Annotated in this window: 21 protein-coding genes; 7 read left to right on the top strand and 14 right to left on the bottom strand. The window is 69.7% G+C overall.

Translation table 11 applies throughout. The features are described from left to right. Nucleotides 1-306 precede the first annotated feature (306 nt). Nucleotides 307-1,158, top strand: coding sequence for a lysophospholipid acyltransferase family protein (locus tag ACSTA4_RS20675; protein ID WP_444960669.1), 852 nt, complete (start codon nt 307-309; stop codon nt 1,156-1,158). A gap of 83 nt (nt 1,159-1,241) precedes the next feature. Here the strand turns inward: ACSTA4_RS20675 and ACSTA4_RS20680 are convergent, their stop codons facing one another. Together ACSTA4_RS20680 and ACSTA4_RS20685 are read right to left on the bottom strand one after the other, a co-directional pair. Next, nucleotides 1,242-2,189 (bottom strand): ROK family glucokinase, encoded by a 948-nt coding sequence (locus tag ACSTA4_RS20680; protein WP_444960670.1) that lies wholly within the window; start codon nt 2,187-2,189, stop codon nt 1,242-1,244. A gap of 149 nt (nt 2,190-2,338) precedes the next feature. Further along, on the bottom strand, nt 2,339-2,785 hold the full coding sequence (locus tag ACSTA4_RS20685; RefSeq protein ID WP_444960671.1) for a hypothetical protein: 447 nt from the start codon (nt 2,783-2,785) through the stop codon (nt 2,339-2,341). A 416-nt stretch (nt 2,786-3,201) separates the two neighbouring features. Here ACSTA4_RS20685 and ACSTA4_RS20690 point away from each other — a divergent pair, with 416 nt between their 5' ends. Next, a complete protein-coding gene (locus tag ACSTA4_RS20690) occupies nt 3,202-5,001 on the top strand; it encodes an AMP-dependent synthetase/ligase (protein WP_444960672.1) in 1,800 nt (599 codons plus the stop codon). Between the two features lie 145 nt (nt 5,002-5,146). On the opposite strand, the gene qcrB (ACSTA4_RS20695) is transcribed toward ACSTA4_RS20690, so the two are convergent. The 8 genes from qcrB (ACSTA4_RS20695) to ctaE (ACSTA4_RS20730) form a co-directional block, all read right to left on the bottom strand. Then, nucleotides 5,147-6,802 carry a cytochrome bc1 complex cytochrome b subunit gene (gene qcrB / locus ACSTA4_RS20695; protein WP_444960673.1) on the bottom strand — a complete coding sequence of 552 codons (1,656 nt, stop codon included), beginning with the start codon at nt 6,800-6,802 and terminating at the stop codon, nt 5,147-5,149. A gap of 3 nt (nt 6,803-6,805) precedes the next feature. Continuing rightward, nucleotides 6,806-8,005, bottom strand: a complete 1,200-nt coding sequence (gene qcrA, locus ACSTA4_RS20700; protein WP_444960674.1) for a cytochrome bc1 complex Rieske iron-sulfur subunit — start codon at nt 8,003-8,005, stop codon at nt 6,806-6,808. Further along, nucleotides 7,998-8,933: a cytochrome bc1 complex diheme cytochrome c subunit gene (gene qcrC / locus ACSTA4_RS20705; RefSeq protein WP_444960675.1), complete on the bottom strand. Its 936-nt coding sequence runs from the start codon at nt 8,931-8,933 to the stop codon at nt 7,998-8,000. The genes qcrA (ACSTA4_RS20700) and qcrC (ACSTA4_RS20705) overlap by 8 nt, the downstream gene beginning before the upstream one ends. A 17-nt stretch (nt 8,934-8,950) precedes the next feature. Beyond that, a complete protein-coding gene (gene ctaE / locus ACSTA4_RS20710) occupies nt 8,951-9,577 on the bottom strand; it encodes an aa3-type cytochrome oxidase subunit III (protein ID WP_013154151.1) in 627 nt (208 codons plus the stop codon). 455 nt (nt 9,578-10,032) lie between these two features. Continuing rightward, a complete protein-coding gene (gene qcrB / locus ACSTA4_RS20715; RefSeq protein ID WP_444960676.1) occupies nt 10,033-11,688 on the bottom strand; it encodes a cytochrome bc1 complex cytochrome b subunit in 1,656 nt (551 codons plus the stop codon). 3 nt (nt 11,689-11,691) lie between these two features. After that, entirely contained in the window at nt 11,692-12,813 is a 1,122-nt protein-coding gene (qcrA, locus tag ACSTA4_RS20720; RefSeq protein ID WP_416031516.1) for a cytochrome bc1 complex Rieske iron-sulfur subunit, read from the bottom strand. Continuing rightward, the gene (gene qcrC / locus ACSTA4_RS20725; RefSeq protein ID WP_444960677.1) at nt 12,806-13,741 is read right to left on the bottom strand and encodes a cytochrome bc1 complex diheme cytochrome c subunit; all 936 of its coding nucleotides are present in this window, start codon (nt 13,739-13,741) and stop codon (nt 12,806-12,808) included. The genes qcrA (ACSTA4_RS20720) and qcrC (ACSTA4_RS20725) overlap by 8 nt, the downstream gene beginning before the upstream one ends. A gap of 17 nt (nt 13,742-13,758) precedes the next feature. Next, entirely contained in the window at nt 13,759-14,385 is a 627-nt protein-coding gene (gene ctaE, locus ACSTA4_RS20730) for an aa3-type cytochrome oxidase subunit III (protein ID WP_013154151.1), read from the bottom strand. 478 nt (nt 14,386-14,863) lie between these two features. Here ctaE (ACSTA4_RS20730) and ACSTA4_RS20735 point away from each other — a divergent pair, with 478 nt between their 5' ends. Both ACSTA4_RS20735 and trpD read left to right on the top strand, forming a co-directional pair. Beyond that, complete coding sequence (locus ACSTA4_RS20735) at nt 14,864-15,304, top strand: hypothetical protein (RefSeq protein WP_274974104.1); 441 nt, start codon at nt 14,864-14,866, stop codon at nt 15,302-15,304. A 208-nt stretch (nt 15,305-15,512) separates the two neighbouring features. Continuing rightward, nucleotides 15,513-16,625, top strand: coding sequence for an anthranilate phosphoribosyltransferase (gene trpD / locus ACSTA4_RS20740; RefSeq protein ID WP_444960678.1), 1,113 nt, complete (start codon nt 15,513-15,515; stop codon nt 16,623-16,625). Between the two features lie 94 nt (nt 16,626-16,719). Here trpD and ACSTA4_RS20745 read toward each other — a convergent pair whose 3' ends face one another. From ACSTA4_RS20745 to ACSTA4_RS20760, 4 genes are all read right to left on the bottom strand, one after another. Beyond that, nucleotides 16,720-17,151, bottom strand: coding sequence for a protein-tyrosine phosphatase family protein (locus ACSTA4_RS20745; protein ID WP_444960679.1), 432 nt, complete (start codon nt 17,149-17,151; stop codon nt 16,720-16,722). Nucleotides 17,152-17,157: 6 nt separating this feature from the next. Further along, entirely contained in the window at nt 17,158-17,433 is a 276-nt protein-coding gene (locus tag ACSTA4_RS20750) for an Lrp/AsnC family transcriptional regulator (RefSeq protein ID WP_013154155.1), read from the bottom strand. Between the two features lie 76 nt (nt 17,434-17,509). Then, nucleotides 17,510-18,274, bottom strand: coding sequence for a rhomboid family intramembrane serine protease (locus ACSTA4_RS20755; RefSeq protein ID WP_444960680.1), 765 nt, complete (start codon nt 18,272-18,274; stop codon nt 17,510-17,512). Beyond that, entirely contained in the window at nt 18,252-20,042 is a 1,791-nt protein-coding gene (locus ACSTA4_RS20760) for a DEDD exonuclease domain-containing protein (protein WP_444960681.1), read from the bottom strand. Before ACSTA4_RS20760 ends, ACSTA4_RS20755 begins: the two co-directional genes overlap by 23 nt. A 131-nt stretch (nt 20,043-20,173) precedes the next feature. Between ACSTA4_RS20760 and ACSTA4_RS20765 the strand changes: the two genes are divergently transcribed. The 3 genes from ACSTA4_RS20765 (at nt 20,174) to ACSTA4_RS20775 (ending at nt 23,260) form a co-directional block, all read left to right on the top strand. Next, a complete protein-coding gene (locus ACSTA4_RS20765) occupies nt 20,174-20,455 on the top strand; it encodes a hypothetical protein (RefSeq protein WP_013154158.1) in 282 nt (93 codons plus the stop codon). After that, the gene (locus tag ACSTA4_RS20770; RefSeq protein WP_444960682.1) at nt 20,452-21,885 is read left to right on the top strand and encodes an NYN domain-containing protein; all 1,434 of its coding nucleotides are present in this window, start codon (nt 20,452-20,454) and stop codon (nt 21,883-21,885) included. The genes ACSTA4_RS20765 and ACSTA4_RS20770 overlap by 4 nt, the downstream gene beginning before the upstream one ends. Before the next feature lie 370 nt (nt 21,886-22,255). Continuing rightward, nucleotides 22,256-23,260 (top strand): NlpC/P60 family protein, encoded by a 1,005-nt coding sequence (locus tag ACSTA4_RS20775; RefSeq protein WP_444960683.1) that lies wholly within the window; start codon nt 22,256-22,258, stop codon nt 23,258-23,260. The last annotated feature ends 123 nt before the right edge of the window (nt 23,261-23,383 follow it).

Below are 23,383 nucleotides of genomic sequence, written 5' to 3' on the forward strand. Positions count from 1 at the left end.
GCCGTGAGGCTAACCGTTCGGCGGTCCGTTCGCCATGAGTGCACACTAACGTTCCCGCCCCCGGGGACCGGAGGCAGGCACCCGCCACGCGGGCCGACTGAGTATCCTCTTCTGCGTCGGGCCGACGGCCCGTTCGGGGGCGCTTTGGCACTCGCGCTCACACGGTGGGAGGATGGCGCACGTCAGGCGGCGGCTCCTCCCCCACTCTCCGGGCGCGAGCCCTCCTGACAATGTCGGCAGAGCGGGACGGTGAATCGTGGCAGACCCTGCCCAGTGCTCCCCGCGTGTGCAGGGGTGATCTGAGCGATGTTCTACTGGGTGGTCAAGGCGATCCTGGGGCCGGTCCTGGCCGTACTGTGGCAGCCGCGCGCCGAGGGCGTGGAGAACGTGCCGCGCCGCGGTCCGGCGATCATGGTCAGCAACCACCTGTCCTTCTCCGACCACTTCTTCGGTCCGCTGCCGCTGCCGCGCAAGATCACCTTCCTGGCCAAGGCCGAGTACTTCACCGGCACGGGCGTCAAGGGGCTGCTGAGCCGGGCGTTCTTCACCGGCGTGGGGCAGATCCCCATCGACCGCTCGGGCGGCAAGGCCAGCGAGGCGGCGCTGCGCACGGGCCTGAGGGTGCTCAAACGCGGCGACCTCCTGGGCATCTACCCCGAGGGCACCCGCTCCCCCGACGGCAAGCTCTACCGCGGCCGGACGGGTGTGGCGCGGCTGGCGCTGGAGGCCAAGGCCCCGGTGGTGCCGATGGCGATGATCAACCTGGAGAAGATCATGCCCCCCGGCCGCACGGTGCCCAAGCTGGGCGTGCGCCCCAAGGTCAAGTTCGGCAAGCCGCTGGACTTCTCCCGCTACCACGGCATGGAGAAGGACCCGCGCGTGCTGCGGGCCATCACCGACGAGATCATGTACGCGCTGATGGAGCTGTCCGGCCAGGAGTACGTGGACCGCTACGCGCAGTCGGTCAAGGCCGAACTGGAGGCGGAGGCCAAGGAGGCCAAGCGCGAGCAGCACGCCAGCGACAAGGACCGCAGGCGGACCGAGCGCGAGCGGCGCAAGGGGGAGCGGCGGTCCCGCCGCGAGGAGAAGCGGGCGGCGCGCGGGAACAGGAAGGGCGGGGACGCGGACTCCGCGGACCCGGCCGCCGCCCAGGAGTAGCCCGCGCGGCGGCCCGGACGCGGACGGCCCCCGGCGACCCCCACGGTGGGGTCTCGGGGGCCGTCCGCTCTCCGGTGGCCGGGTCAGTGCCGGGCGAGGTCGCCGGCGCCGACGATGCCCGCCTCTCCGCCGAGTTCGGCCAGGCGCACGTCGGCCATGCGGCGCCCGGGGCGGCCCGGGACGTTGCGCGCGAAGGCGGCGCGGACCGGGTCCAACAGGATGGACCCGGCGTCGGAGACGCCGCCGCCCAGGACGAAGCACTCGGGGTCGAGGATGGCGGCCAGGTCGGCCAGGCCGTGCCCGGCCCACTCCCCCACCTTGGCGAAGCACTCCAGGGCGGCCCTGTCCCCCTCCAGCGCCGCCTGGGTGATGACGTGGCCCTCCACCTGGTCGATGACGCCGTCGGCGAGCTTGAGCATGCGCTCGGCGGCCACGGGGTCGGTCAGCGCCAGGTCCTGGGCCTCGGCGACCAGGGCGCGGCCGCTGGCGTACTGCTCCCAGCAGCCGTGGTTGCCGCAGGCGCAGCGGCGGCCGTGCGGGACCATCCGGTAGTGCCCGACCTCCGCGGCCACGCCGTAGCGGCCGCGGTGCAGCGCGCCGTCGATGACCAGGCCGCCGCCGATGCCGGTGCCCAGGGTGATGCACACGATGTGGTTGCTGCCGCGCCCGGCGCCGAACCTGGCCTCGGCCCAGGCGGCGGCGTTGGCGTCGTTCTCGATGACCACGGGCATCCCGACGCGCTCCTGGACGTGGTCGCGGAGGGGCTCGTCGCGCAGGCCGAGGTTGACGGCGACCTGGACGGTGGCGCGGTCCTCGTCCACGAACCCCGCCACACCCACCCCGACGGCCCGGACGGCGTCGGCCTCCTGGCGGCCGCACAGCTCCCCGACGGCCCTGGCCACGACGTCGGCCAGGGCCTGCGGGTCGTTGGAGGGGGTGGGGTACTTGACCTTGTCGAGGATCTGCCCTTCGGGGTCGACGACCCCGGCGGCGACCTTGGTCCCGCCGATGTCTACGCCGATGGTCAGCATGGGGGCAGCTCCTTCGTACTTACGCCCGAACTCTGACATAAGTCTCAAGGTTCATGGCAAAGTGTTTTCAGATGATGTATGCCATCTGATTAAACCAGGCATGAGGCGACCCCCGACACCCCCGGAGTCGAACCGTGATCTCCTCCCGTTCACCCCGCGGTGACCTGGCGTTCCTCGCCTTCCGTCGCGCCTTCGCCACCCTGCGTCCGGCCCTGCGGACCGCGCCCCGCGGCGTCGTCGGCGCGGGTCTGCTCCAGAGAGCGCTCGACCACGTCCCAGGTGCGGCCGAGGGCGCCGACGGCGGCCAGTCCGGCGCGGCCGAGGTGTCCGACGACCTCGGGGCCGGACGTGCGCACGATGTCGAGGAGCTCCTCCAGCGGGGGGCGCCGGTCGCCCGTCTCCAGGCGGATGGCCTCCTCCCACACGTCTCCCTTGCTCGGGGGCGGCGAGGTCACGGCGCTCACCCCTCGCTTGACCCCGGCCGTCAGCAGCCTGCGCTGGAGGGTGGTCACCAGCTTCAGCGCGTCGTCGATGAGGTCGGGGTCCTCGCCCCTGCCCGCACCCGGACCGCCGTTGCGACCGGTGTTCTCCGTCATGTCAGCTTCCTCCTTCGCGCCGCGTTCTGCTTCAAGGTAACCGGCCGTCCGGGCGCCGGGGAGGTTTCTCAGGGCAGGTTCAGGGGCGAATCAGGGACGCGGGCGCGGCTACGGGGAGTGAGGCCGGGGGAAAGCGCAATGACCATGAAAAAGTACAAAGGACACAAGATTCACATACAGCCCATAGTTCTCACGACGTGCGCAAACACTACGCCGGGCGTATAGTCTCGCGTGCGTACGAGGGAAAGATCCGCATTCTTCCCCCACCCTCGCACCACCGCGTCCGCCGCGCCGGACACGACCCAGGGTCACCGTTGGATACCGAACGACAACGTGTTCTACTCATGAGTAGGGTGGTGTTGTTACGGTCATCACGTCCCGTACTACCCGAACCCGTACACGTCCAGGAGCACCACGTGCGCGAATACAGCTCTCCCGCGAAGGCTGAGATCTCCGACGACGCGCGACTGACCGACACGCTCTACGCGCGCGCGGCCAGCGAGCCCAACGCCGTCACCGCCCGTCGCCAGGAGTCCGGCCAGTGGCACGACGTCACCGTGGCGGAGCTGCACGCCGACATCGCCGCGTACGCCAAGGCCCTGATCGACGCGGGCATCGAGCACGGCGACCGCGTCGCCCTGATGTCGCGCACCCGCTACGAGTGGACGGTCGTCGACTACGCCATCTGGTCCGTCGGCGGCGTGACCGTCCCGATCTACGAGACCTCCTCCGCCGAGCAGATCGAGTGGATCCTCACGGACTCCGGCGCCAAGGCCGCCTTCGTGGAGAACGACGCCCACGCCGAGCGCGTCGAGTCGGTCCGCGCCCGCACCCCCGAGCTCGGCCCCGTCTGGCGGTTCGACGACCCCGGGTACGCCGAGCTGCGCTCCGCTGGCTCGGAGGTGGGCGACGAGGCGCTGGAGAAGCGCCGCACCGCGGTCAAGGCCGACGACCTCGCCACCCTCATCTACACCTCGGGCACCACCGGCCGCCCCAAGGGCTGCGAGCTCACCCACCGCAACTTCCTCTTCATCTCCCACAACGCGCTGGAGGGCCCGGCCCGCCAGGTCCTGCGCAGCAAGGAGAACCCCTCCACGCTGCTGTTCCTGCCGCTGGCCCACGTCTTCGCCCGCTTCGTGCAGGTCATGGTGATCGAGGCCAAAGCCACCCTGGGCCACTTCCCCTCCACTGGCCCCGAACTGATCGAGCAGTTCTCGGCGTTCAGGCCCACCTTCCTGCTCGCGGTCCCCCGCGTGTTCGAGAAGGTCTACACCAAGGCCGAGCAGAAGGCCGCGGCCGAGGGCAAGGGCAGGATCTTCAACGCCGCCGCCGACACCGCCGTCGCCTACAGCAAGGCCCTGGCCACCGGCCGCATCCCCCTGAGCCTCAAGCTCAAGCACACGCTGTTCAGCAAGCTGGTCTACGGCAAGCTCCTGGCGGCCCTGGGCGGCAACGCCGAGTACGCCGTCTCCGGCGGATCCGCGCTGGGCGCGCGTCTGGGCCACTTCTTCCGCGGCATCGGCTTCACCATCATCGAGGGCTACGGCCTCACCGAGACCACCGCCCCCACCTCGGTGAACAGCCCCGAGTTCAACAAGATCGGCACCGTGGGCCAGCCGCTGCCCGGCACCACCATCAGGATCGCCGAGGACGGCGAGATCCTGCTCAAGGGCGACCACATCATGGTCGGCTACTGGAAGAACGAGAAGGCCACCAAGGAGGCCTTCACCGAGGACGGCTTCTACCGCACCGGCGACCTCGGCGCGCTGGACGACGACGGCTTCCTGAGCGTCACCGGACGCAAGAAGGAGATCATCGTGACCGCGGGCGGCAAGAACGTCGCCCCGGCCGTCCTGGAGGACCGCATCCGCGCCCACGCCCTGGTCAGCCAGTGCATGGTGGTCGGCGACAACCGCAAGTTCATCGCCGCGCTGATCACGATCGACCCCGAGTCGTTCGTCCAGTGGCGCGAGGCCAACGGCAAGAGCGGCGAGATCGCCGACCTGACCGGGGACCCGGATCTGAACGCCGCCATCCAGGAGGCCGTGGACAACGCCAACAACGCGGTGTCCAAGGCCGAGGGGATCAAGAAGTTCAAGATCCTGCCCAGCGACTTCACCGAGGAGAGCGGCCAGATGACCGCCTCCCTGAAGGTCAAGCGCCACGTGGTCAGCAAGCAGTGGAGCAAGGAGATCGACGACATCTACACCGGCTGAGCCCTCCGCGGCTCACACCGGACGCACGGGAGCCGACCGCCCTCGGAGAGGGGGCGGTCGGCTCCCGCCGTGTGCGGGCCCCGCTCCGCGAACACGACGGACCCGGCCGCGCCGCGACCGGGTCCGTCACCCACACGCGGGTGCGCTAGTGGTGGGCCGCCTCCTTCTCGGCCTCGGTGGAGGAGTGGTGCGGGTGGTGGCCGTTGAGAGCCTCCACCCCCTCCAAGGAGACGTCGTCCTTGGTGTACCAACGCGCCAGGGCCTTGCGGAGCCTGCCGCTGCCCTTGCGGGCCTCGGGGTTCTCCACACCCCTGCCGTCCACGTCCGCACCGTCGGCCAGCGCCGTCGAGGTGATGACCGGCTTGCTCTCCAGGACGTGCACCGTCTCCGGGGAGCTGTGCCTGTGCACCTCCACGAACTCACCGCTGGGCAGCTGCTGGATGGTGCCGCTCTCGTAGCCGTGCTCCAGGGTCTCCCGGTCGCGGCGCTGCAGCCCCAGGCAGATGCGCTTGGCGACGAAGAACCCCACCACCGGACCGACGATGACCAGCACACGGAAGATGTACGTGGTCGTGTACAGGCTGATCGAGAAGGTCTCCGAGAGGATGTCGTTGGATCCGGACATCCACAGCACACCGTAGAAGATGATCCCGGCGACACCCATACCGGTGCGCACCGGCGCGTTGCGCGGACGGTCGGCGACGTTGTGCGCGCGCTTGTCGCCGGTGATCCACTGCTCGATGAACGGCCACACGCCCAGGGCACCGAAGAGCAGGCCCATGATCCCCAGACCGGGGATGAGGACGCCGATGATGAACGGGTAGCCCCCGATGGAGAAGTCGAACCAGTTCGGGAAGATGCGCAGCGCGCCCTCCATGAAGCCCAGGTACCAGTCGGGCTGGAGCCCGGAGGTGATGGACGTCGGACTGAAGGGCCCGAACAGGTGGATCGGGTTGATCTGCACGAACGCGCCCAGGAGCGTGATCACGGCGAACGTGAAGAAGAAGAACCCGCCCGCCTTGATCGCGAAGGCCGGGAACATGGGTGTTCCGACCACGGTCTTGTCCGTGCGCCCGACCCCTGGGTACTGGGTGTGCTTCTGGTGCCACAGGATCATGAAGTGCGCGACGATCAGACCCAGGAGCACCGCCGGCAGCGCCAGCACGTGCAGCATGTACAGCCGGGAGATGATGTCCTCGCCAGGGAACTCCCCACCGAAGAGGAACATCGACAGGTAGGAACCCACCAGGGGGATCGCCAGGATGACACCCTGGAGGACCCTCACGCCCATGCCCGAGGGCAGGTCGTCGGGCAGCGAGTAGCCGAAGAGGCCTTCGATGGCGGCGATGGCGAAGATGGCGACGCCGATCAGCCAGTTGATCTCGCGCGGCTTGCGGAACGCGCCGGTGAAGAACACCCGGAGCATGTGCGCGGTCAACGCCGCGACGAAGATCAGCGCGGCCCAGTGGTGGATCTGGCGGACCAGGAGCCCGCCGCGCACCTCGAAGGTGATGTGGAGCGTGGAGGCGTAGGCCTCCGACATCATGACGCCCTGGAGGCGCTCGTAGGAGCCGTCGTAGACGATCTCGGTCATGCTCGGCTTGAACCAGAGCGTGAGGAAGACGCCTGTGAGCAGCAGGATGATGAACGAGTACAGCGCGATCTCGCCCAGCATGAACGACCAGTGGTTCGGGAAGACCTTGCGCAGGTTCTTCTCGCCGGTCTTGGCCAGGTGGAAGCGGTCGTCGATGAAGTTGCCGACGCCGCGAAGCGCCTTGGGTGCTTGCGTGGTCTTACTCATCGGCTAGTCCTTCGCGTATTCCCAGAACGTGGGGCCCGTGGGTTCGTCGAAGTCGCCGGTCGCGATGAGGTAGCCCTCGTCGTCGACGCCGATCGGCAGCTGCGGAAGCGGCCGGTGCGCCGGACCGAACACGACCTCCGCGGCGTTGGACGCGTCGAACGTCGACTGGTGGCACGGGCACAGGATGCGGTGTGTCGTGCGTTCGTACAGGGCCGCGGGGCAGCCCACGTGAGTGCAGATCTTGGAGTAGGCGACGATGCCGTTGTGCGTCCAGTTCAGACGCGTCTGACCGCCGGTACCCTCGATCTCCTCGGTCATCCGCTCCTGCCAGTCCTCCTCGGGGATCTTGATCAGGATGATGACGGTCTTGGCCTGGTCGGTCAGTGAGAGGTGGTGGTGGTCGTCATCGGCGGCGGGCAGGGCCGAGACCATCGCGTTGGGGTCGTTCTCGAAGTCCTCGGGCCGGAGGGGGCGGCCGCTCCCTTCCACGACGATGCGGCGGCCGTGCTCCCACATCGTCTTCTTCATCAGGTCACCCGGAACCGGGCCGGTGTCGCGCAGCAGCACGATCGGCGCCAGCCCCAGCGGCAGCATCGCCAGGATGAGCGTGCGGCGCATCAGCGGACGCTTGGTGAAGCCGCTCTCGTCGGCTCCCCGCATGAAGAAGGCGCTGAAGGAGCCCTTCTCCTTCTCGTCCGAGGGCAGTTCGTCGTAGGGAGAGGCCACCTCGTAGTGCGGCATCACCTGACGCGCCCACACCGTCATACCCGCGCCGATGCTGAACATGGCCAGCGTCAGCGTGCCGCCCAGCAGCATGTTCGAGTACTGGGCGATCTGCGGGTCGGCGATCGCACTGGAGCTGAAGAGGAAGTAGGCGACCAGGAAGCCGATCCCGCCCAGGAAGGCGATCACGAACCACAGGGAAGCCAGCCTCTCGCCCCGAAGCTGCGTCTCCTCCGGCCGCGCGTGCGTCTCGGAGGCCTTGTACGGACCGGTGTGCTCGTCCGCGGCGGCACCGGAGGCGTCGGAGACCAGCGGGTTCCCGGCCTTGGGGGTGCCGACGACGCGCTCGGGCTCGGTCCCGCCGACCGTGGGGGCCGCGGCCGGGTGCTCGGAGTGCGTCCCGTTCGTCTTCGGGGTGCCGACCACGCGTTCGGGCGTGGTCTCTCCCCCGCTGCTGTCGTTGCTGTTGTTCTCAGTCATGAGCTCGCTGCTTCGCGGTGATCCAGATCGCGCAGGCGATGATCAGGGCGAGCCCGACGACCCAGGCGATGAGGCCTTCGGCGACCTGGCCGATGCGATTGAGGTGGAAGACGCCTCCGGCGTTGGGTTCGGCCTGGAGAGTCTTGATATAGGAGATCAACTCCTGCTTCTCCTCCGGCTCGATCACCGTGTCACTGAACATCGGCATCGCACCCGGACCACTGACCATCGCCTCATAGATCTGACGCGCGGACGCGTCATGAATCTCCGGAGCCCAACGACCATCCGTAAGAGCACCGCCCCCACCAGACCAACCATGGCAGTGCGCACAGTTGGTCAGGTACAGACGCATACCCATGTCAGTGTCGTCAGCGCCCTGGACGTAGGCGTCGTACTCGGCCTCGAACTCCTCGAGCGCGGCCTCATAAGAAGCCTCGTCCTCGAACTCCTCACGCTCGGGCGCCTCACCCGGAACGTCATAAGGAATATCGGGACCACCGGTCCTGATCTGCGCGTCGTAGTACGCGATCAGGTCCTGCAGATCCTGCTCCGACATCGCCATCGGCTTGCGCGGCATCTGCGCGTCGGGGTTCATCGACGGCATACGCCCCGTGCTGACCTGGAAGTCGACGGCCGCCGCACCCGAGTCACGGATGTCAGGACCCCGGGTGTACTCCCCGTCCTCACCGTAGGTGCCACTGCCGTCGTAGTTGTGACAGGTCGCGCACGTCTGGTTGAAGATGTCCTCGCCGTTGGCTACATCGACCTCATCGGCCGAGGGAGCAGCCTCAGCGGCCAGAGTCTGCGCCTGGGCCTGGTCCGCGGTGGGCGCCAGAGCGGCGTACCCCACCCCGAACAGGGCTAGCGCGAGGATGACGACGACATACCCCGCCAGGGGATGCCGCCGCCGCGCGGTAATCCATTTCACGGTTTCCCCGTTTCGGGTTACTGGATGAAGTAGATGGTGAAGAACAAAGCGATCCAGACCACATCGACGAAGTGCCAGTAGTAGGACACGACGATCGCGCTGGTCGCCTGCTGGTGGGTGAAGCGCTTCGCGGCGTACGTACGTCCCAACATGATGAGGAACGCGATCAGCCCACCGATGACGTGGAGTCCGTGGAAGCCCGTGGTCAGGTAGAACATCGACCCGTAAGCGCTCGACTGAAGAGTCAGGCCCCCGTGGAAGATGAGCTCGTAGTACTCGTAGGCCTGCCCAAGGACGAAGAACAGGCCCATGAAGAACGTGATGAAGAACCACATACGCAGCTTCTTGACGTCACCGCGCTCGGCGGCCCAGACGCCGGCCTGCGCGGTGAAGCTCGAAGCCACCAGGACCACGGTGATCGCCGACGCCCACGGCACGTTCAGGTGGGTGTCGGGCCACTGCCCCAGGTCGGGGTTTCCGTTGGTCACCGATCGGATCGTGAAGTACATCGCGAACAGCGCAGCGAAGAACATGAGCTCGTTGGCCAACCAAACGATGGTGCCAACGCTCACCAGGTCAGGACGCTTTGCCGCACCATGTGCTGGTGTCGGTGCTGATTTTGGGTTCGCGGTTGCTGTCGCCACGCCAGCATTATTACGGCATCCCGACAAGGACCGAATCCGCCCCCCTGTTATCGCCCCCTCCGATGCGCCGCGGGGAGCGGGACCGCCTACGCACACGGGCTTCCAGGCTCCGCGAGCCACAGATAGAAACGGAAATTCGACACCTTCTAGGCATGAACAGCACGCCCACTAAACACGCGTCACGGGCGCCCCAAAATTCACATAATTGTGCGCGCCAAAGGGACGCCGCGCACGAGAAAAAGAACGTCGCGGCTGGTCATCCCGCTCATACCTCGGGCCCGTTCGGTAGCGGGGAACAGACCCGGCGGACCCCGGCACACGGGCGGGAGGGCTCCACGTCACACGGGCCGCGAGGAGCCCCGCGACGGGGCCGGTGTCGCCCGCGTGTCGTCCGACAACACGACGGACCCGGTCGCGGTGCGACCGGGTCCGTCGAGGAGGTGGGGTGAGAGGCCCTAGTGGTGGGCCGCCTCCTTCTCCGCCTCGGTGGAGGAGTGGTGCGGGTGGTGGCCGTTGTGCGCCTCCACCCCCTCCAGGGACACGTAGTCCTTGGTGTACCAACGCGCCAGGGCCTTGCGGAGCCTGCCGCTGCCCTTGCGGGCCTCGGGGTTCTCCACACCCCTGCCGTCCGCGTCGGCGTCGTCCTTCAGCGCCGTCGAGGTGATGACCGGCTTGCTCTCCAGGACGTGCACCGTCTCCGGGGAGCTGTGCTTGTGCACCTCCACGAACTCACCGCTGGGCAGCTGCTGGATGGTGCCGCTCTCGTAGCCGTGCTCCAGGGTCTCCCGGTCGCGGCGCTGCAGCCCCAGGCAGATGCGCTTGGTGATGAAGAAGGCCGCGATCGGACCCACGATGACCAGCACACGGAAGATGTACGTGGTCATGTACAGGCTGATCGAGAAGGTCTCCGAGATGATGTCGTTGGACCCCGCCAGCCAGAGCAGACCGTAGAAGGTGATGCCCATGACGCCCACGCCGGTGCGCACCGGCGCGTTGCGCGGACGGTCGGCGACGTTGCGCGCGCGCTTGTCGCCGGTGATCCACTGCTCGATGAACGGCCAGGCGGCCAGTCCGCCGAAGATCAGGCCCGGGATGACCAGGCCCGGCACCAGCACACCGGTCGGGATCGCGTAACCGAAGGGCGCGATGTCGAACCAGTTCGGGAAGATGCGCAGCGACCCCTCCATGAAGCCCATGTACCAGTCGGGCTGGAGCCCGGAGGTGATGGACGTCGGGGTGAAGGGCCCGAACAGGTGGATCGGGTTGATCTGCACGAACGCGCTCAGCAGGGCGATGACGGCGAACGTGAAGAAGAAGAACCCGCCCGCCTTGACCGCGAAGGCCGGGAACATGGGTGTTCCGACCACGGTCTTGTCCGTGCGCCCTGTACCGGGGTACTGGGTGTGCTTCTGGTGCCACAGGATCATGAAGTGCGCGACGATCAGACCCAGGAGCAGGGCCGGGATCGCGAGCACGTGCAGCATGTACAGCCTCGTGATGATGTCCTCGCCGGGGAACTCCCCGCCGAAGAGGAACATCGACACGTACGGGCCGATGAGCGGCAGCGCCATCATCACGCCCTGGAGGATGCGCACGCCCATGCCCGAGGGCAGGTCGTCGGGCAGCGAGTAGCCGAAGAGGCCCTCGAGCATCGCCAGGACGAAGATCGCGACGCCGATCAGCCAGTTGATCTCGCGCGGCTTGCGGAACGCGCCGGTGAAGAACACCCGGAGCATGTGCACGACGAGCGAGGCCACGAAGATCAGCGCGGCCCAGTGATGGATCTGGCGGACCAGGAGCCCGCCGCGCACCTCGAAGGTGATGTGGAGCGTGGAGGCGTAGGCCTCCGACATGGGAACGCCTTGGAGGCGCTCGTAGGAGCCGTCGTAGATGACCTCCAGCATGCTCGGCTTGAACCAGAGCGTGAGGAAGACACCTGTGAGCAGCAGGATGATGAACGAGTACAGCGCGATCTCGCCCAGCATGAACGACCAGTGGTTCGGGAAGACCTTGCGCAGGTTCTTCTCGCCGGTCTTGGCCAGGTGGAAGCGGTCGTCGATGAAGTTGCCGACGCCGCGAAGCGCCTTGGGTGCTTGCGTGGTCTTACTCATCGGCTAGTCCTTCGCGTAATCCCAGAACGTCGGACCGGGCGGCGCGACGAAGTCGCCGGTCGCGATGAGGTAGCCCTCGTCGTCGACACCGATCGGCAGCTGCGGCAGCGGCCGGTGCGCCGGACCGAACACGACCTCGGCCGCATTCGACGCGTCGAACGTCGACTGGTGGCACGGGCACAGGATGCGGTGTGTCGTGCGTTCGTACAGGGCCGCGGGGCAGCCCACGTGGGTGCAGATCTTGGAGTAGGCGACGATGCCGTTGTGCGTCCAGTTCAGACGCGTCTGACCGTCGGCGCCCTCGACCTCCTCGGTCATCCGCTCCTGCCAGTCCTCCTCGGGGACCTTGATCAGGAGGATGACGGACTTGGCCTGGTCGTTGAGGCTGATCCCGTGCGGGTAGTGGTCGTCGTCGATCGCGGGCAGGGCCGAGATCATCCCGTTGGGGTCGTTCTCGAAGTCCTCCGCGCGAATGGCGCGGTGGGTGCCCTCGACGTACATCCGACGGCCGTTCCGCCACGGCGTGGTCTTGAGCTTGTCGCCGGGCAGCGGGCCGGTGTCGCGCAGCAGCACGATCGGCGCCAGCCCCAGCGGCAGCATCGCCAGGATCAGCGTGCGTCGCATCAGCGGACGCTTGGTGAAACCGCTCTCGTCCGCGCCCCGCATGAAGAAGGCGCTGAAGGAGCCCTTCTCCTTCTCGTCCGAGGGCAGCTCGTCGTAGGGAGAGGCCACCTCGTAGTGCGGCATCACCTGACGCGCCCACACCGTCATGCCCGCACCGATGCCGAACATGGCCAGCGTCAGCGTGCCGCCCAGCAGCATGTTCGAGTACTGGGCGATCTGCGGGTCGGCGATCCGGCTCGGACCGAAGAGGAAGTAGGCGACCAGGAAGCCGATCCCGCCCAGGAAGGCGATCACGAACCACACCGAGGCGAGCTTCTCGCCCCGACGCTGCATCTCCTCCGGCCGCGCGTGCGTCTCGGAGGCCTTGTACGGTCCTTCGTGGACCCCCTCCGAAGTCGTGGAAGCGCCGGAGACCACGGGGTCTCCGGCCTTGGGGGTGCCGACCACGCGTTCGGGCGTGGCCTCTCCCCCGCTGCTGTCGTTGCTGTTGTTCTCAGTCATGAGCTCGCTGCTTCGCGGTGATCCAGATCGCGCAGGCGATGATCAGGGCGAGCCCGACGACCCACCCGATCAAACCCTCGGCGACCTGGCCGACACGGTCCAGATCGAAAATGCCACCGGCGTTGGGTTCGGCCTGGAGAGTCTTGATATAGGAGATCAACTCCTGCTTCTCCTCCGGCTCGATCACCGTGTCACTGAACATCGGCATCGCACCCGGACCACTGACCATCGCCTCATAGATCTGACGCGCGGACGCGTCATGAATCTCCGGAGCCCAACGACCATCCGTAAGAGCACCGCCCCCACCAGACCAACCATGGCAGTGCGCACAGTTGGTCAGGTACAGACGCATACCCATGTCAGTGTCGTCAGCGCCCTGGACGTAGGCGTCGTACTCGGCCTCGAACTCCTCGAGCGCGGCCTCATAAGAAGCCTCGTCCTCGAACTCCTCACGCTCGGGCGCCTCACCCGGAACGTCATAAGGAATATCGGGACCACCGGTCCTGATCTGCGCGTCGTAGTACGCGATCAGGTCCTGCAGATCCTGCTCCGACATCGCCATCGGCTTGCGCGGCATCTGCGCGTCGGGGTTCATCGACGGCATACGCCCCGTGCTGACCTGGAAGTCGACGGCCGCCGCACCCGAGTCACGGATGTCAGGACCCCGGGTGTACTCCCCGTCCTCACCGTAGGTGCCACTGCCGTCGTAGTTGTGACAGGTCGCGCACGTCTGGTTGAAGATGTCCTCGCCGTTGGCTACATCGACCTCATCGGCCGAGGGAGCAGCCTCAGCGGCCAGAGTCTGCGCCTGGGCCTGGTCCGCGGTGGGCGCCAGAGCGGCGTACCCCACCCCGAACAGGGCTAGCGCGAGGATGACGACGACATACCCCGCCAGGGGATGCCGCCGCCGCGCGGTAATCCATTTCACGGTTTCCCCGTTTCGGGTTACTGGATGAAGTAGATGGTGAAGAACAAAGCGATCCAGACCACATCGACGAAGTGCCAGTAGTAGGACACGACGATCGCGCTGGTCGCCTGCTGGTGGGTGAAGCGCTTCGCGGCGTACGTACGTCCCAACATGATGAGGAACGCGATCAGCCCACCGATGACGTGGAGTCCGTGGAAGCCCGTGGTCAGGTAGAACATCGACCCGTAAGCGCTCGACTGAAGAGTCAGGCCCCCGTGGAAGATGAGCTCGTAGTACTCGTAGGCCTGCCCAAGGACGAAGAACAGGCCCATGAAGAACGTGATGAAGAACCACATACGCAGCTTCTTGACGTCACCGCGCTCGGCGGCCCAGACGCCGGCCTGCGCGGTGAAGCTCGAAGCCACCAGGACCACGGTGATCGCCGACGCCCACGGCACGTTCAGGTGGGTGTCGGGCCACTGCCCCAGGTCGGGGTTTCCGTTGGTCACCGATCGGATCGTGAAGTACATCGCGAACAGCGCAGCGAAGAACATGAGCTCGTTGGCCAACCAAACGATGGTGCCAACGCTCACCAGGTCAGGACGCTTTGCCGCACCATGTGCTGGTGTCGGTGCTGATTTTGGGTTCGCGGTTGCTGTCGCCACGCCAGCATTATTACGGCATCTCGGAGAGGGCCGTACCCGACTCTCCGTAACAGGGCGGGTCAGGCCCGGTACGGGGCGCTCTGGGGCCCCGGACGGCCAGCTGGCACCGGTTGATCGTGACTCGGACGTTACTGTATCGGCTTTGCCCCTCTAGCCACACCAGTAACATACCCAGAGTGACCGAAATTCGGGATCCCCTGTGGCTAGGGCGATCCAGCGCCCCGTGGGTGACGCTCCGGCCTACGTCAGGTTACGGCCAGACATCAAGAAAATCACCTTTTGATAACAGGGCTTGGGGGTGGGGTTAGCCCGTGCTCTGAATGTGGTGGCCCAGGTCTCAGTACCCGGCACGCCCCCGGCCCCTCTTCTGTGCAGCGGGGCCCCGAGGCAATACAGTCAGAGGGCATACAGCCAACGAACGCCTCGGCCGCACCCCCACGGCGACGGCCGCGGACAGAAGCGATGGGACGGTTGCGCGATGGTGGTCAGCGGTACGGACACGGGTGCCAGGATGCGCGTGCTGGTCTACAGCGACGACGCCGACACCCGCGAGCAGGTGCGGCTGGCGGTCGGCCGGCGCCCCTCGGCCGACGTTCCCCTCGTGGAGTTCGTCGAGTGCGCGACCGCGCCCATGGTCCTGCGCAAGCTGGAGGACACCGACCCCGCCGCGCGCGTGGACGTGGCGATCTTCGACGGCGAGGCCTCCCCAGTCGGCGGGATGGGCCTGTGCCGCCAGGTCAAGGACGAGATCTACCGCTGCCCGCCGGTCCTGCTGCTGGTGGGACGGCGCGACGACGGCTGGCTGGCCACCTGGTCCCAGGCCGAGCAGGTCGTCAGCCACCCGATCGACCCCGTCGCGCTCGCCGAGGCCCTGGCCGAGCTCATGCGCCAGCGGGTCGCGGCGGCCCTGAACGGGTGACACACGTGCGAGACGGTCTCGGAACGGGCCACCGCGGCGACGCGGAGCCGCGCCGCCGCCGCGCGGTGGGCGCGGCCCTGCACCACGGCGCCGACATCGGGCGATGGCGCGCCCACGCCGCGCCCCTTCCTCCCAGCGCCTGAGAGCGGCCCGCGCGCCGCGCCCCCGGCCCCTTCCGTGCCCGTTCCTTCACCGTGGAGCAACCCAGATGAACGTCCCCGCAGCCAACCCTCCCGCCGGATCCGGAGCCGCGAACTCCGACGAGCCGTCCGCCGTGACCGAGCGGACCTGGTCCAACCTCATCACCGCCCTGCTGGGCGGACGGACCCTGAGCGCCGACGACACCGCGTGGGCGATGAACGAGATCATGTCCGAGGCCGCGACCGACGCCCAGATCGCCGGGTTCGCCATCGCGCTGCGCGCCAAGGGCGAGAGCGTGTCGGAGGTGACCGGCCTGGCCCGGGGCATGCTCGACAACGCCGTGCGCATCCACGTCCCCGGACCGACCCTTGACATCGTTGGCACCGGCGGCGACCGCGCGCACACCGTGAACGTGTCCACGATGGCGGCGATCGTGGCCTCGGCCGCGGGCGCCCGCGTGGTCAAGCACGGCAACCGGGCGGCGTCCTCCTCCTGCGGCACAGCCGACGTGCTGGAGCGCTTGGGCGTGGTCCTGGACCTGCCGCCGGAGCTGACCGTGCGGGTGGCCGAGGAGGCGGGCATCGCCTTCTGCTTCGCCCCGGTCTTCCACCCCTCGTTCCGCTTCACCGCCAAGCCCCGCCGCGAACTGGCGGTGCCGACGGTGTTCAACTTCCTGGGCCCGCTGACCAACCCGGCCCAGCCCACCACCTCGGCCATCGGGGTGTTCGACGAGCGCATGTGCGAGGTGATCGCCGGGGTGTTCGCCCGCCGCGGCTCCTCGGCGCTGGTGTTCCGGGGCGAGGACGGGCTGGACGAGCTGACCACCACGACCACCTCCACCGTGTGGGTGGTGGGCGACGGCGCGGCCCGGCGCGAGACGCTCGACCCCGCCGACCTGGGCATCGCCCGCTCACGGCCCGAGGACCTGCGCGGCGGCGACGTCGGGTTCAACGCCCAGGCCGTGCGCGACCTCCTGGCGGGCCGCACCGGCCCGGTGCGCGACGCCGTGCTGCTCAACGCGGGCGCCGCCCTGGCCGCCGTGGACGGCATCCGGGGCCCCCTGCTGGAGTCGGTGCGCGCCGGGTACGAGCGGGCCGCCGCGGCGGTGGACAGCGGCGCCGCCGAGCGCGCGCTGGAGCGCTGGGTGGAGACCAGCCAGCAGTACGCCAAGTCGTTGTGAACACGCGCCGGGGGCGCGGCGGCGGGGCGACCCGGTGCCGCGCCCCCGGCGTTCCGCCCGCCCGCCGGGGCCGGCGGTCCGCCCGCGGCGGGGCTCAGGCCTCGAAGCGGGCCACGAAACGGCGCTGCCAGGGGGTCTCCACCGCACGCGGCGAGTAGTGCGCGCGGACGTAGGCGACCGCCTCGCGCGCGGGGACCCCGTCCAGCACCGCCAGGCACGCCAGCGCCGTGCCGGTGCGCCCCCGGCCGCCACCGCAGGCGACCTCGACGCGTTCGGTCCCGGCGCGCTCCCACGCCTCGCGCAGGGCCGCGCCCACGGCCCCGGGGTCGGAGGGCAGACCGAAGTCCCGCCACCGCAGCCAGCGCCCCTCCCAGGGCACGGGCGCCGGTTCGCGGCCCAGCAGGTACAGCCCGAGGTCGGGCGCGGGCCCGGAGGACAGCGGGTGCCTGAGGCCCCGGCCGCGCACCAGCCTGCCCGAGGGCAGCGCGAGCACCCCCGTCTCCTCCGCCTTCCAGGTACCGGCCACGACCGGCTACCAGCCCAGGGCGAAGGCCGACTCCAGGTCGTGCCTGGAGTAGGCCTGGAAGGAGATGTGGGTGTCGGAGGAGAGCACGCCGGGCACCTTGTTCACCCGGCCGGGGATCACCTCGGCCAGGTCCTCGTGCTTGCGCACCCGCACCATGGCGATGAGGTCGACGCCGCCGGTGACCGAGTAGACCTCGCTCACCCCGTCGATCTCCGCGATCGCCCCGGCGACCTCGGGGATGCGGTGGACGTCGGCCTTGATCATGACGATCGCGGTGATCACTGTGCCTCCAGGGCGGTTCCTCGGAAAATGTCGGGACGGGCGCGACGACCGCGCCGGGGCGCACCGGGGCGTGTGCCTAGTAGACGTCGGACAGCCGCGTCCCGGAGCGCCATCGCAGCCGGTAGACCACCAGTCCCACGAGCACCCCCGCGACGAACCCGTACACATGCGCCGCGTAGGCGACGCCGCCTCCGGCGCCGGGGGCGCTCGATGTGGTGACGTAGAGAAGATACTGAAGAGCGAAGTAGCTGCCCACCACGGCCCACCCGGGCAGGCGCATCGGGATCACCCCGAACACCAGCGTGGTCACCCGGCTGCGGAACTGCACGACCAGGTAGGCGCCCAGCACGCCCGAGATGGCCCCGGACGCGCCCACCATGGGCATGGCGGCGTCGACGTCGGTCAGCGCGAAGCCGTAGGCGGCGGCGACCCCGGTGGCCAGGTACAGCCCCGTGAAGCGCAGCTTGCCGATCCGGTCCTCCACCACGGGCCCGAACACGAACAGGTACACCAGGTTGCCGATCAGGTGCCCGGGCCCGCTGTGCAGGAACATCGAGCTGAACACCGAGAACCACACCGGCTTGCCGTCGAGCTGCCCGCACTCGGGGACCGCGTGCGGGACCAGGTCGGTCCGGCCCGTGATCTCGGCGGGCACCGCCCCCCAGTACATGAAGTAGTCCTGGATCGCGCAGAAGCGCTCGAACATGTCCGCCGGGTACCACACCGCGGTCAGCGCCTGAGGTGAGACCAGGTAGACGAGGACGTTGACCGCGACCAGCGTGTACGAGACGACGGGGACGCGGCGGACGGGGTAGTCGTCATTGAGCGGAAGCGCGGCCATGGGCCCAGTGTGTCATCCCGGTGTGCGCCTCGGCGCTGCGCAACGGGCATGTCCACTCCCCTTCGATCTCGACCAGCCGGGTGGCGGGGTCGGCGAGCCAGTCCAGGACCAGCTCGGTCTCCCCCGGGAGCGCGCCGGGGCCGGGCCCGTGCCCGGCGGGCACGTACTCGGCGGTGGCCACGAGGGAGGCCAGGAACGCGGCGGGGTCGGTGCCCGGGCGCAGCACGGCGCTGGCGGCCAGGCGGCCGTGGCGGACCACGCAGGTCTCCCAGCCCGCGGCGGTGCGGCGGGAGGCGACCAGGTGCGCGACCGCGGCGATGGCCGACAGGCGCTGGGCCCGTCTGGCTCCGCGCAGGAACGCGGTGAGGCGGTCGCGCAGGTGCGCGGCCTCCTCGTAGCGCAGGTCGGCGGCGAGTTCGCCGATGCGCGCGGTGTGCGCGTCCACCACGGCGGCGGGGTCCCCCGTCATCGCCACGCGCGCCGCCTCGGCGTGCACCGCGTACTCGGCCTCGCTCTCGCTGCCGTCGCAGGGCGCGCCGCAGCGGCCCAGCTGGGCCACCACGCACGGGCCCGTCCACCGCGCGCCCGAGGCGACCACCTCCGGGGCGACGCGGGCCCCGCCGCCGCCTCCCCCGGCGGTCGCCTTCGGGGGCCGGAAGGTGTGCGCGCACTGGCGCAGCGGGAAGACGTGGAGCAGCGCCTCCCTGGCGCGCTCGGCCTCGCGGGGCGAGGAGTAGGGCCCGATGTGGGCCGCGCCCTCGCCGCCGACCGTGCGCACCACGGACAGGCGCGGGAAGGCGTCGGCGGTGAGCCGGACCCAGGAGGCCCGCTCGGGGTTGCGCGAACGACGGTTGTAGGGCGGTTTGCGTTCGGCGATGATGCGCAGCTCGCGGACGGAGGCCTCCAGCTCGCTGGAGCACACGATGGGGGTCACGCCCGCCACCAGGCCCGCCATCTCACGGATGCGCTGGCGGCTCTCGGCCGCGGTGAAGTAGGTGCGCACCCGGCGGCGCAGGTTCTTGCTCTTGCCGACGTAGAGGCTCTCCCCGCGGGCGTCGGTGAACACGTACACGCCCGGCTCCTCCGGCAGGCCCTCGGCCAGGTGGCGTCTGCTGCGCTGGGCCTTGGTGGGCGGCTTGGTGACCGCGCGCAGCTCCTCCACGCTGGACACCCCCATGGGGCGCAGGCGCTCCACGAGCCCGTGCAGGACGCCGACGGTGGCGCGGGCGTCCTCCAGGGCGCGGTGGTTGGGCGCGACCGGGACCCCGAAGTAGGCCGCCAGCGTGGCCAGCCGGTGGTTGCGCGTCTCGCCGCGCGCGAGCACGGCGCGGGCCAGGCGCAGCGTGTCCACGACCGGGTAGCCGGGCCAGTCCGTGCCGTGGCGCTCGCACGCGGCCTTGAGGAAGCCGGTGTCGAAGGGCGCGTTGTGGGCCACCAGCACGGTGTCGGGTTCGGCGTCCAGGAAGGCCAGCAGCCGGGGCAGGACCTCCTCCATCGGCGGGGCCGAGGCCACCATCGACTGGGTGATCCCCGTCAGGAGGGTGATGTTGGCCGGTATGGGGGTACCGGGATCCACCAGGGTGGCGAACTCGCCGACGACCTCGCCGCCGCGCACCCTGACCGCGCCGACCTCCGTGATCCGGGAGCCGCTCGCGCTGGTTCCGGTGGTCTCCAGGTCCAGCACCACGAAGGACGCCGCGGCCAACGGCGTACCGAGGTCGCTGATGCTGGTCTGCACGCCGGCGGGCGCCGAGGACTGTCGAACCACCCGGTCAGGGTAGTCGGCGGCGGGGACAACCCGTCGGAATACGGTCTGACCTGCCCGACATGCAAAGATGTGGGTCATCGGGGCGGCGGCCGGGCCGCCGCCCCGCCAGAGCACCAGACGAGGGAGGAACCGTGGGGATCGCGATGCCGGGTGACAGTGAGCGGTGGCGGTGCACCGGATGCGGCAATCTCACACGGTTCGACGTGACCCGGACCGTGCGCTCCCAGGACTACGTCCACCTGGACCTGGCCGGTGAGGGCGGGGTCGAGGAGCGCACCGTGCTCTCCGAGACCATCGAGCGGGTGCGGTGCCGCTGGTGCGGCGCCACCGACAGCGTCGAGATCATCGCCCGCCCCGACGCCGACCGGTCGGTCCCCGGTTCCTCGGCGGAGAGCCCGACGGGTCGGGCATGAGCGCCCGCCCCGGTGCGGGCGGCGACTCCGACGGCGGCGACCCGCTCGACGGTGGCGACCACCCGGCGCAGGACGGCGGCCACGGCGTCGGCGATGACGGCGGCGGTGACGGCAACGGCGGTGACGGCGGCGAACGGCTGACCCGGCCGCTGCCCGAGCAGGTGCGCGCCCGGGTCGTCGAGTACGGCTCGGACGTGCTCGGCGGCATGCGCGCGAGCGACCTGCCCCCGCTGCTGCGCAGGGTCGCCAGGTTCGAGCCGCGCCGCAGGGCCCGGCTCGCCGGACCGCAGATCGCCGCCCAGCTGGAGAACGACGAGGCCTTCCGCGGCATGGTCGCCGCCCGCGTGGACCAGGTGTGGCCCGAGCTGGCCGAGGGCCTGCGCTCGGGCGTGGTGCCCCCCGCGGCCGACCCCGTGGCCGTGGCCGCCTCCGCCTACCTGCTGCGGCCCCCGGGATGGCCCGGCATCGTCGAGGACGTCCACCGGGAGCTGGAGCGCCAGACCAGCGCCAAGGAGGCGGACCAGGCCGCGGAGGCCCTGGACGCCGCCCGCCGCCAACTGGACGAGACCCGGCACGGCCACCAGGAGGAGCTGGAGCGGCTGCGGTCCCAGATCAGGGCCCAGCGCACCGAGATCGCCGAGCTGCGCCGCAAGGTGCATACCGAGCGCCAGCGGGCCAAGGAGGCCACCGAGCGGGCCTCGCGGGCGCTGACCGAGACGGCCGGACGCGAGTCGGAGTCGGCCGCGCAGGTCGGCGCGCTGGAGTCGCAGAACCGGCGGCTGAGATCGAGGCTGGCCGCCGCCGAGGCCCAACTGGACAACGCCCGGCGGGCGGTGCGCGCCGGACGCAACGCCGACGAGGCGCGGCTGCGCGTGCTGCTGGACGTGCTGGTGGAGGCCTCCCACGGCCTGCGCCGCGAACTGGCGCTGCCCACCGCCCTGGACAGCCCCGCCGACCTGGTGGCCGAGACCGAACAGCAGCGGCGGGTGTCGCTGGGCGGTCTGCCCGACGACGACCCCGGCCTGCTGGAGCACCTGCTCACCGCGCCCCGGGTGCACCTGCTGGTGGACGGCTACAACGTCACCAAGACCGGCTACGGGACCCTCCCCCTGGCCGACCAGCGCACCCGGCTGATGAACTCCCTGGAAGGGCTGGCCAGCCGGACCAAGGCCGAGATCACGTGCGTGTTCGACGGCGCGGACGTGGACACCCCGCCGGTGATGGCGGCGCCGCGCCGGGTGCGGCTGCTGTTCAGCGCGCCCGGGGAGACCGCGGACGAGCTGATCGTGCGGCTGGTGCGCGCCGAACCCCCCGGGCGGCCGATCGCGGTGGTCACCTCCGACCGCGAGATCGTGACGGCGGTGCGCCGCGCCGGGGCGCGCGCGGTGCCCTCGACGATCTTCCTGCGCCGCCTGGAGTCGCACGGCTGACGGGGCCGGGCGCCCGCCGCACGGGCGGGCGCGGCCCCGCCCCGGCGCCTCGGGGACACACCGACCCCAGACGTTACCTCTTCGTTACCCCGCTCGGCCCGCGGCTCCCTCCCAGGAACGACGCGCGTGCCGCGGACCGCGGCACGCGCTGTGAAGACCGGCACGTACGGGGTCCCGTGGTTGAGCTGTGCAGAACGGTCCGCTAGGTTCTTCCCGGAACGTGAGTGCTCCACCGGACAGCAAGGCCGTGACTGAGCCCGCCGGTCGGGACCCGCACACTCACCCGCGCCCGCGCCCCCGCGCGGGTCCCGTCACTGTTCTCCCCGCACCCCTATGCGGACTTGCCCGACCCCAAGGAGCGTGGACCGCCATGAAGAACCCCGGTGGACGACGTACGGCTCGCCGATTCGCCGCCACGACCGGAATCAGCGCGGTCGTCGCGGGCACCATGCTCGTCCCGGGCACCGCCTACGCGGAGCCGACCCAGGACGAGGTCGAAGACAAGATCGAGGAGCTGCGCGAGGAGGTCTCCACCGCGGTCGAGGAGTACAACCAGGCCAAGGAGGACCACGACGTCGCCGAGACCCTCTACGAGGACCTCGACGAGCAGGTCGGCGACGAGGAGGAGCGCTACGAGGAGCTGCGCGGCAAGGTGCAGGAGCTCGCCAGCGCCACCTACCAGTCCGGCGACCTGGACTCCATGACCAACATCCTCTCCTCCGACGGCCCCGAGAGCCTGCTGGAGCAGAACGCCGACCTCAACTACCTGTCGGAGGCCCAGAAGGCCCAGCTCGACGAGTTCGGCGCCTCCCACGAGCGGCTGTTCGCCCTCAAGGACGAGGCCGAGGGGGCCTTGGAGGAGGCCGAGACCGCGCTGGAGGAGGCCGAGGAGGCCAAGACCAGCGTCGAGGAGAAGCTGGAGGAGCAGGAGACGCTCCTGGCCCAGTTCCCCGACTCCGACCCGGCCGCCGAGGGCGCCGACAGCAGCGGCGGCCAGTCCTACACCGGCTCCGCCTCGGGCAGCGCGGGCGCGGCCCTGGACTTCGCCTACGCCCAGGTCGGCAAGCCCTACGTCTGGGGCGGCACCGGCCCCAACGGCTACGACTGCTCCGGCCTGGTCCAGGCCGCCTGGCGCGCGGGCGGCGTCGACCTGCCCCGCACCACCTACGCCCAGGCCGAGGTGGGCCAGCGCATCTACGACATGAACGCCCTCCAGCCCGGCGACATCATGTTCTTCTTCGGCGGCCTGAGCCACGACGGGCTCTACGCCGGCAACGGCCAGATGGTGCACGCGCCCAGCAGCGGCCGCAACATCGAGGTCGTCGGCCTGGCCGCCTACTGGGCGAGCGAGTTCCAGTTCGCCGTCCGCCCGTAGAGGGAGCCGAAGCACGCAGGGCCGTCACCCGCCGGGTGGCGGCCCGCCGCCGTTTAACGGACAACAGCCCGATTTTCGGACACACAGCACCAACCGGTGGAACATTACGAAAAGGTTGAGAGC

It is taken from the genome of Nocardiopsis sp. M1B1 (assembly GCF_052466615.1).